The organism is Enterovibrio norvegicus DSM 15893, assembly GCF_900115495.1.
GTDB lineage: Bacteria > Pseudomonadota > Gammaproteobacteria > Enterobacterales > Vibrionaceae > Enterovibrio > Enterovibrio norvegicus.
The window spans coordinates 26231-34928 of record NZ_FOWR01000050.1; the positions used below are offsets into that span (position 1 = coordinate 26231).

At 45.9% G+C, this 8698-nt stretch carries 7 protein-coding genes; 5 read left to right on the plus strand and 2 right to left on the minus strand.

Translation table 11 applies throughout. The features are described from left to right. Positions 1 to 61: 61 nt before the first annotated feature. A complete protein-coding gene (locus BM082_RS21770) occupies positions 62 to 802 on the minus strand; it encodes a YciK family oxidoreductase (protein ID WP_017013922.1) in 741 nt (246 codons plus the stop codon). 238 nt (positions 803 to 1040) lie between these two features. On the opposite strand from BM082_RS21770, the gene sohB reads away from it, so the two are divergent. From sohB to BM082_RS21785, 3 genes are all read left to right on the plus strand, one after another. Continuing rightward, a complete protein-coding gene (gene sohB, locus BM082_RS21775; protein WP_074928592.1) occupies positions 1041 to 2099 on the plus strand; it encodes a protease SohB in 1059 nt (352 codons plus the stop codon). Positions 2100 to 2107: 8 nt separating this feature from the next. Further along, positions 2108 to 2521 carry a DUF805 domain-containing protein gene (locus tag BM082_RS21780; protein WP_017011373.1) on the plus strand — a complete coding sequence of 138 codons (414 nt, stop codon included), beginning with the start codon at positions 2108 to 2110 and terminating at the stop codon, positions 2519 to 2521. 358 nt (positions 2522 to 2879) lie between these two features. Then, entirely contained in the window at positions 2880 to 4907 is a 2028-nt protein-coding gene (locus BM082_RS21785; RefSeq protein WP_074928594.1) for an acyltransferase family protein, read from the plus strand. Positions 4908 to 5010: 103 nt separating this feature from the next. Here the strand turns inward: BM082_RS21785 and BM082_RS21790 are convergent, their stop codons facing one another. Beyond that, on the minus strand, positions 5011 to 5259 hold the full coding sequence (locus BM082_RS21790; RefSeq protein WP_026024899.1) for a YciN family protein: 249 nt from the start codon (positions 5257 to 5259) through the stop codon (positions 5011 to 5013). A gap of 397 nt (positions 5260 to 5656) precedes the next feature. Here BM082_RS21790 and topA point away from each other — a divergent pair, with 397 nt between their 5' ends. After that, positions 5657 to 8278 carry a type I DNA topoisomerase gene (gene topA / locus BM082_RS21795; protein ID WP_017011370.1) on the plus strand — a complete coding sequence of 874 codons (2622 nt, stop codon included), beginning with the start codon at positions 5657 to 5659 and terminating at the stop codon, positions 8276 to 8278. Between the two features lie 153 nt (positions 8279 to 8431). Continuing rightward, positions 8432 to 8698, plus strand: a 267-nt coding sequence (locus tag BM082_RS21800) for a transposase (RefSeq protein ID WP_244276055.1), incomplete at its 3' end; no start/stop codon positions are given.

Here is an 8698-nt window from a genome sequence, read left to right on the forward strand (position 1 = left end):
CATCTCTGATGCTGGCTTTTTCTTTATGAACTCAATGCTTTTTCTAGCTTCTAGCTTCTAATCACTTCGGCTGTGCATCAATGCATTGGCCATTCACGTCCACGCCTTCTGGTGCCATCAAATACACGTAAAGCGGCATAATATCTTCGGGTGTTTTCAGGGTTTTTGCATCTTCACCTGGGAAAGCGGATGCGCGCATACGTGTGCGTGTGCCGCCTGGATTAATCGCGTTGACTTTCACAGACGTGTTACTCAACTCATCTGCCAATACTTGCATCATGCCTTCTGTTGCGAATTTAGACATGGCATAAGCGCCCCAGAATGCTCGGCCTGCATGCCCCACAGTCGATGAAGTGAACACGATACGTCCATCTTCAGATTTTTGTACGAGTGGCATGACGGCCTGTGTCATCAGGAAGGTTGCTTTGACGTTAACTTGCATCACTTCATCAAAGGCTTTTTCTTCAATTTGGTCAAACGGGCTCAATACGCCCAGTAGGCCTGCGTTATGCAGCACACCATCAAGACGCCCAAACTGTTGTTCAATGGTGTCGACCATGTCGATGTAATGCTGACGAGTCGCGCCTAGCATATCGAGAGGGATGATTGCTGGTTGTGCACCGCCAGCCGCTTCGATTTCATCGTACACGCTTTCCAGCTTCTTCACTGTGCGTCCAAGCAAGATGACGGTTGCACCGTGTTGAGCGTAACTGAGTGCGGCTTGTCGTCCAATACCATCACCCGCGCCGGTAACTAAAATCACTTTACCGTTCAATGCATCGGCTGCTACTTGATACTCCACGTTACAATATTCCTTTTCTTATCGGCAATCCTGCCTGTTAATCTCGCTGCCCATGCTTTATGCATGCTCGTTAGAGAAAGGCGTTTACCTTTGCATTGTAAGTTGGCTCGCAGACAAGAAACAACCTGCTGTTGCAAAGAAAGCGAGGCGAAACCAGCACTTTGATACACATCCCTCGTGAATCTCGCGCTCGAATAGTAGTAGAATGGCGAGATATAACGATAAAGAGGAACACAGTTTGGAATTCTTGCTTGATTACGGCCTGTTTCTGGCCAAAGTTCTGACGTTTGCTGTCGCAGTCATCGCTGTTCTCATCATTGCAAAAAGCGCTGGTGGCAAACAAGGTCAGAAAGGGGAACTCGAAATCACCAATCTGACGGACAAGCACAACGATCTTGTCCACGCGATGGAATCACACATTTATGACGAGGCTGCACTCAAAGCCCGTGATAAAGCAGAGAAAAAAGCCGAAAAAGCCAAAGCAAAAGAAGCCAAGGCAGAAGCGAAAAAAATGACGGATTCCGTCTCGCTGGAATCAAGCCGCAAACCACATCTCTTCGTGGTGGACTTCAAAGGCAGCATTGATGCCCGCGAAGTAACCGCATTACGTGAAGAAATCACCGCCATTCTTGCTATCGCAAAAGACGGCGACGAAGTGATGGTTCGCCTTGAGAGTGGTGGTGGTATGGTTCACGCCTACGGCCTTGCATCTTCACAACTTGACCGCATTAAGCAAGCGGGCATTCCACTGACCGTTTCTGTTGATAAAGTGGCGGCGAGTGGTGGCTATATGATGGCGTGTGTGGCGGATAAAATCATTGCAGCGCCGTTTGCGGTTGTTGGTTCAATTGGTGTTATCGCACAACTGCCAAACTTTAATAAATTACTTAAAAAACATGATATTGAATTTGAGCAACTGACTGCGGGTGAATTTAAGCGTACGCTAACTATGTTTGGTGAAAACACCGACAAAGCGCGCGAGAAATTCGTGAGCGAGTTGGAAGAAACGCACGTTCTTTTTAAAGACTTTATTGCTGACCACCGTCCTTCGTTGGATCTCGAAAAAGTCGCCACTGGCGAACATTGGTTTGGTAACCAAGCCTTGCCATTGGGACTGATTGATAGCGTGGGCACGAGTGACGATTACCTCGTCACTGCAGTAAAAGAAAAAGACGTTTTAGGTATTCGTTACGTACAACGTAAGAAGCTGGCAGAAAAAATCGCAGGTTCAGCGGCAGAAGCGACAGATCGTCTACTGTTGAAGTGGATCAGCCGCGGCCAGCGTCCGATCGTTTAGGAGTCAACATGAATCAGAAATGGGCTTTGTTTTCGTTCCAAGGCCGAATGAGACGCCGTGACTACTGGTTATACAGTTTGCCAGTGATGTTCGCTGTCGTGCCTACCTTGTTTTATCAAGGCGGGAATGCGGTACTTGACGTGTTGACTATCGTGATCACACTGTTCGCGATTTATGCATCGCTCGCACTGAACATTAAGCGTTTGAAAGACCGCAATAAGAACCCGTGGTGGATTGTAGTGACCTTTTTACCATTAATCGGCCCAATCTTTGCTTTGGTCGAACTCGGTATTCTGGATGGTACGCCAGGCCCAAATCAGTTTGGACCAGATCCGAAAGGGCGCGGTGGAGACAAATCTGATCAGGATGGAAACTCTGTTCGGGAAGACAAAGAAAAAGATACTGCAGTGTTTGAGGGCTAAGCCCTAAATTTGGTAATATAGACGAGTCGACAGGGGCAGCAATGCAGCTGTCGACTTTTTGTTTTTGAGTTTGTTTTGAAATCAGTAACATGGTTGTAATGGTTTCAAGGCAGATATCTTCGCCACTGCGAACGCATTGTTTGAGGGTGGTGTGTGGGATTCTGGCTGCTGTGACCGTCGGTTGCAGAGAATATCACTACATGGAAACGCTCAACCTTCATTGTACGATTTTGGCAGAGTTTTCTTTGCCTAGCTTACGGCTTGATACGTTTAGCAAAAGTAATTCAGATGTTCACTTTACCTTTAAAGTGACGCCAGCTTTGAGAATCGTTTAAAAGAGTCTAGGTTAAGCGCTTTTATGGCAAGTATTAAGTATCGACCAGATGTCGATGGTCTTCGGGCTGTCGCCGTTCTTCTAGTGATCATATTTCACTTCAATAAAGATATCCTTCCTAGTGGGTTTATTGGCGTAGATGTCTTCTTCGTTATTTCTGGGTTTATAATTACGTCTGCAATTTATCCTCAAATGAAATCTGGGACATTCACGTTTTTAGATTTTTATGAAAAAAGGATTAAACGTATTTTGCCATTGTTTTATATCGTGGCAATATCAAGCCTCATTACTGCTTATTTTTTATTTTCACCCAACGACTTTTCTGGTTTTGCTGACAGCCTACGTTATGCGTCAGTATTTATTTCAAACATCTATTTTGAAAAGAACACTGGGTATTTTGCGCCGTCATCAGAAACCATGCCACTGTTAAACATTTGGTCGCTTTCGGTGGAAGAGCAATTTTACTTTGTATGGCCAATAGCCCTGTTGCTCTGTTCTCGTTATCTACCCACTAAGGCAGCGCCTAAGATACTGTTAGTGGCGCTAGTATCTATGATTGGATACTCACAATTTTTGGCGCTAACTTCGCCTTCTGAGGCATACTTCCTTATTCAAAGCCGGGCGTTCGAAATGCTTATTGGTGCGGCACTTGCGTTGCTATTGTTTAAGTTGAGAAGCGAGGATAGGTCTTATGAATGCCGCTTTTATGCCACTGCAGGTATTGTGGGTGTTTTACTCGTATCTATTGCATTGGTCATTCTTGACAAAGGCGACGTCTTTCCGGGTGTTAACGCTGCCATTGTTTGTTTTGGTACTGCGCTAATTATCTTCTCTGGTGAAAACACTAATACGCCAATTACACGATTCTTATCTTTGCCAGTGTTGGTGTGGCTCGGAAAATTGTCATATTCACTTTATCTATGGCATTGGCCTATCCAAGCGTTTTATCGTTATTACCAGTCTGATTTTGGATGGAAAGGATTTGTTACTTGTTCATTGTTAACATTTGTTTTTTCTTACTTAAGTTTAAAGCTGATTGAAAATCCGGCAAGATATTTTAAATTAAAAAGAAGATACGTGTTTGTTGGGTATTTCTTTGTCCCGGTGCTTTCTTTTGTTCTGCTAGCCAAGAACATTGATAAGCAAGAAGGTTATCCTGAGCGGTTTAGTACTGAGGCAATGGCGCTTTACTATGACTCCGTTTCAAAGATTGAATTGGATGGGCAAACTCGAAAGCAGTTTGAGGAGTTTGAACCTTTCCGCCCGATGTTATTGGGTGATCAATCTGTTTCATCACCTAGTGCTTTTCTTTGGGGGGATTCACATGCAGAACACTTCCAGTCGTTTGTAGATGAATTAGGCAAGAAATATCACTTTGGTGCACTGTACGGTGGGCAAGGTGGTTGTCCTCCTATCGCCGTGGGAGGACGTGTGCGTCATGGAGAACTAGAAGCACACTGCTACCAAAGTAATGAAAGGCTATTGGAACAGGTTCTCGCGTCTGACGTCGATGTGGTTTTTCTAGGTGGTCGTTGGGCAACGTATTCGGAAACAACGCTTGCTGAAAATGAAGATGGTCGAAATATTTATCTTGGAGATATCACTGATCGTTCAGAGAGCATCGACAATAATCGCCGTGTATTCTCTTCGGGGTTAGAAAAAACAATTTCGACTCTTATTGAACATGGGAAAACCCCAGTAGTGTTTGGACAGGTACCGTCATTTCCTTTCAAACCAAGCAATTGTTTAGTAAAGAAAGCCAATTATAGTTGGGCGGCGAAGGAAAGCTGTGACACTGCTTCTACGCAGTTCTTTGAAAGATATACCTATGCGAATCACTTGCTGCTTGAGCTTCAGCATAAGTACCCTGAAACAGTGATTATTGATATTCCAGATTTGGTTTGTGATGGCAAATCGTGCGTAAGTGCGTTGAATGGTAAACCGCTATACAGCGACAATAACCATATCAACTCAGTCGGAGCAAAGGCATTTTATGATGCTTATATGTTGACTGATGCATCAGGCGTTATGAAGACGTTGTTTGCAGGCTAGATGAAATGTAAGAGCCTGATGATTCAGGCTCTTGAGTAAATCTTTAACAATGTGCTGCTAACATAGTCGAAAAACGGAGACGAGTCGTAGACGAAGTTGCATATCACATAGTCAATGTATATTGCTTCGAAAGCTGGTGAGCAAGAAACTTAAACATATTAAAAACAGCGGTTGTTTTTGGTGTTGGTAGTCCGTTGCTGTCGAGGAAGTACTCGCCTTTGAATACCATCACACCGGCTTTTTCCTCAACGGAATCGGTGTTCATGCCTTCGATGTAAGCCTCATGATCGCGGATCATCGCGTTGGCGATGTTGAGAAGCTCAGTGGCGGAGATAGGAGTCTTGTCTGACATACTTTTCTGCATGATGATGAAAAATGAGCGTCTATTATAATCCCATTGCATATGTGGAAGGCAAACGGTTCTGGCTGGCGAAAATGCGCTCAAACGCAATGTTATTGTGAGCTAAGCCAGAAAAATTAATTGCGAGATGGCCTTTCTGCATGCGTCAATGGTAATGATTAGCGCGCTTGAAGATGTGAGACTACGCTGATCCCCCAATATGTCCGATTAGTTGTTCACAAAAGAACAACAACTGTGGAAGCAGCAACCAATTGGGGGGATTTCGAAAGAAACAGGTTGATATTCAGATCTAGTCGCTCAATATTGTAAATAGCGTCAGCGTGCCACCATAATGCACGTGATTTGAATTAATAGATTGAATTTTAAACGCAAGGGCGTATTGGTCACTATGGGTAAATCTCTCGTTATCGTGGAGTCCCCGGCAAAGGCAAAAACGATAAATAAATATCTGGGCAAGGACTTCATCGTTAAATCGAGTGTTGGTCACGTCCGCGATCTGCCTACCGGCGCTTCACAAAGCGGTAAAAAAGCTGCACCTACCTCTACCAAAGGGCTGAGCGTAGAAGAAAAAGAACGCATTAAAAAAGAGAAGGACAAAAATTCGCTGATCAACAAGATGGGTGTTGACCCATACCGCGATTGGAAAGCGAACTATCAGATCTTACCGGGTAAGGAAAAGGTCGTTTCCGAACTGCAAGCGCTTGCTGAAAAAGCAGACGTTATCTATCTCGCAACGGATTTGGACCGTGAGGGTGAGGCGATTGCCTGGCACTTGCGGGAAATCATTGGGGGCGATGACAGTCGCTTCAAACGCGTTGTGTTCAACGAAATCACCAAAAATGCAATCCAGCAAGCGTTCGAATCGCCTGGCGAGTTGAACATCGATGGCGTAAATGCTCAGCAAGCGCGTCGCTTCTTGGATCGCGTCGTTGGTTTCATGGTTTCACCACTGCTGTGGAAGAAAGTGGCACGTGGTTTGTCTGCGGGTCGTGTTCAATCGGTAGCGGTTAAGCTGCTCGTTGAGCGTGAGCACGAGATTAAAGCGTTTATCCCGCAAGAGTATTGGGATATTCACACGGACACGACAACGGCGAGCCAAAACGCACTGCGTTTGGTGGTTGCTCAGAAAAATGGCGAAGCGTTTAAACCGCTGAACCAAGAGCAAGCGATGTCAGCGACAGATGCGTTGAAGAAAGCAACGTACAAAGTGTCTGACCGCGAAGATCGCCCAACATCAAGCAAGCCATCGGCACCTTTTATTACGTCAACGCTGCAACAAGCGGCGAGTACCCGTATGGGCTTTGGCGTGAAAAAAACCATGATGCTGGCACAACGTCTGTACGAGGGTGGTTACATCACCTATATGCGTACCGACTCAACCAATTTGAGCCAAGAAGCGGTTGAATCAGCGCGTGAGTTTATCGGTAGCGAGTACGGAGATAAGTATCTGCCGTCAGCACCGATTAAATACGGTTCGAAAGGCAATGCCCAAGAAGCGCACGAAGCGATTCGTCCTTCAAGCATTGACGTGACATCGGATGACCTTCAGGGCATGGACCCAGATGCGCATCGTTTGTACGACTTGATCTGGCGTCAATTTGTATCGTGTCAGATGACACCTGCAAAATACGATTCAGGCACTATCACAGTGAAAGCAGGCGAGTTCACGCTGAAAGCGAAGGGCCGCACGCTACGCTTTGATGGTTGGACACGCGTTCAACGCCCAATGGGTAAGAACGAAGATACCACCTTGCCGCATGTTGATGTGGGCGAAACGCTAACACTCGAAAACGTCGATCCGAAGCAACACTTCACCAAGCCACCAGCTCGCTTCACTGAAGCGGCGCTTGTTAAAGAGCTTGAGAAGCGTGGCATTGGTCGTCCATCAACTTACGCATCCATCATTTCGACGATTCAAGATCGTGGTTATGTGCGTGTGGAACAGCGTCGTTTCTACGCTGAGAAAATGGGCGAGATTGTCACGGGTCGCCTTGATGGCAGTTTTGCTGACCTGATGGATTACGACTTCACTGCGCGTATGGAGGGTAACCTCGATAAAATCGCAATGGGCAGTGAAGATTGGAAAAACGTACTGAATAACTTCTTCAAAGCGTTTACTGATGATCTGAGCAAAGCAGAGCTGGACGAGATTGAAGGCGGTATGAAGCCTAACAGCATCGTGCTCACTGACATCGATTGTCCGACGTGTGGCCGTAAGATGGGTATCCGTACCGCATCAACAGGCGTATTCCTCGGCTGTTCGGGTTATGCACTGCCACCAAAAGAGCGCTGTAAAACCACCATCAATTTGATGGACGAAGAAGGCATCGTTAATGTATTGGAAGAAGACGTAGAAACCGCCGCGTTGCGTGCGAAGAAACGTTGTCCGAAGTGCGAAACGGCGATGGATGCTTACCTGATTGACCAAGATCGTAAACTGCACGTTTGTGGTAATAACCCAAGTTGTGATGGTTATACGGTTGAGAAAGGTGAGTTCAAGCTGAAAGGCTATGATGGCCCAGTGGTTGAGTGTGACAAGTGTGGTTCTGACATGGTGCTGAAAAATGGCCGTTTCGGTAAGTACATGGATTGCACCTCTGAAACGTGTAAGAACACGCGCAAGATCCTGAAGAATGGCGAAGTTGCGCCGCCGAAAGAAGATCCAGTGCATTTCCCTGAGCTTCCTTGTGAAAACTCAGATGCGTACTTTGTGCTTCGCGACGGTGCATCTGGTCTGTTCATGGCAGCGAGTAACTTCCCTAAATCGCGCGAAACCCGTGCGCCTTTGGTGGAAGAACTGGTTCGCTTTAAAGATCGCATTCCAGAAAAATACCAATATCTGGCAGATGCACCCGCGCAAGACCCTGATGGTCGTAAAGCGGTTGTTCGCTTTAGTCGTAAGAGCAAAGAAAACTATGTACGTACCGAAGAAGATGGTAAGCCATCCGGTTGGACTGGTTTATTTATCGACGGTAAGTGGGAAATCACGGATAAGCGTAAGAAGAAGTAATTCTTCGGCGTGAACATTGAAAAGGCAGCCAATAGGCTGCCTTTTTTGTTCCAGTGGTGTTAGCAAAATAAAAGAAGGAAGAGACTGTAACTAATTTTGTGTAACTGGCTATCACACCATACTCTAATGAGAGTTAAGGATAGGCAGATGCGCATGAACAAGAAAGAACTCGAAGCTTTCGCAAAGGAAGCAGCCAAAGGTATCAAAACACCTGAGGACTTGAACGAATTTAGCCAGATGTTGAAAAAAATCACCGTCGAAGCAGCGTTGAATGCTGAAATGGATGAGCACCTAGGCTACGAAAAACATCAAAAGTCGCCATCAAACAACAGTCGGAATGGCACGAGCAGCAAACGTGTCAAAACCGAAGAGGGCGAATTTGATCTTGATACACCGCGCGACCGCGATGGCTCCTTTGAG

What these genes read in the sequence shown, in the direction of transcription:
- BM082_RS21785 (WP_074928594.1), top strand. Translation starts at nt 2,880, where the DNA reads ATGGCAAGTATTAAGTATCGACCAGATGTCGATGGTCTTCGGGCTGTC.
- BM082_RS21780 (WP_017011373.1), top strand. Translation starts at nt 2,108, where the DNA reads ATGAATCAGAAATGGGCTTTGTTTTCGTTCCAAGGCCGAATGAGACGC.
- BM082_RS21790 (WP_026024899.1), bottom strand. Translation starts at nt 5,259, where the DNA reads ATGTCAGACAAGACTCCTATCTCCGCCACTGAGCTTCTCAACATCGCC.
- topA (WP_017011370.1), top strand. Translation starts at nt 5,657, where the DNA reads ATGGGTAAATCTCTCGTTATCGTGGAGTCCCCGGCAAAGGCAAAAACG.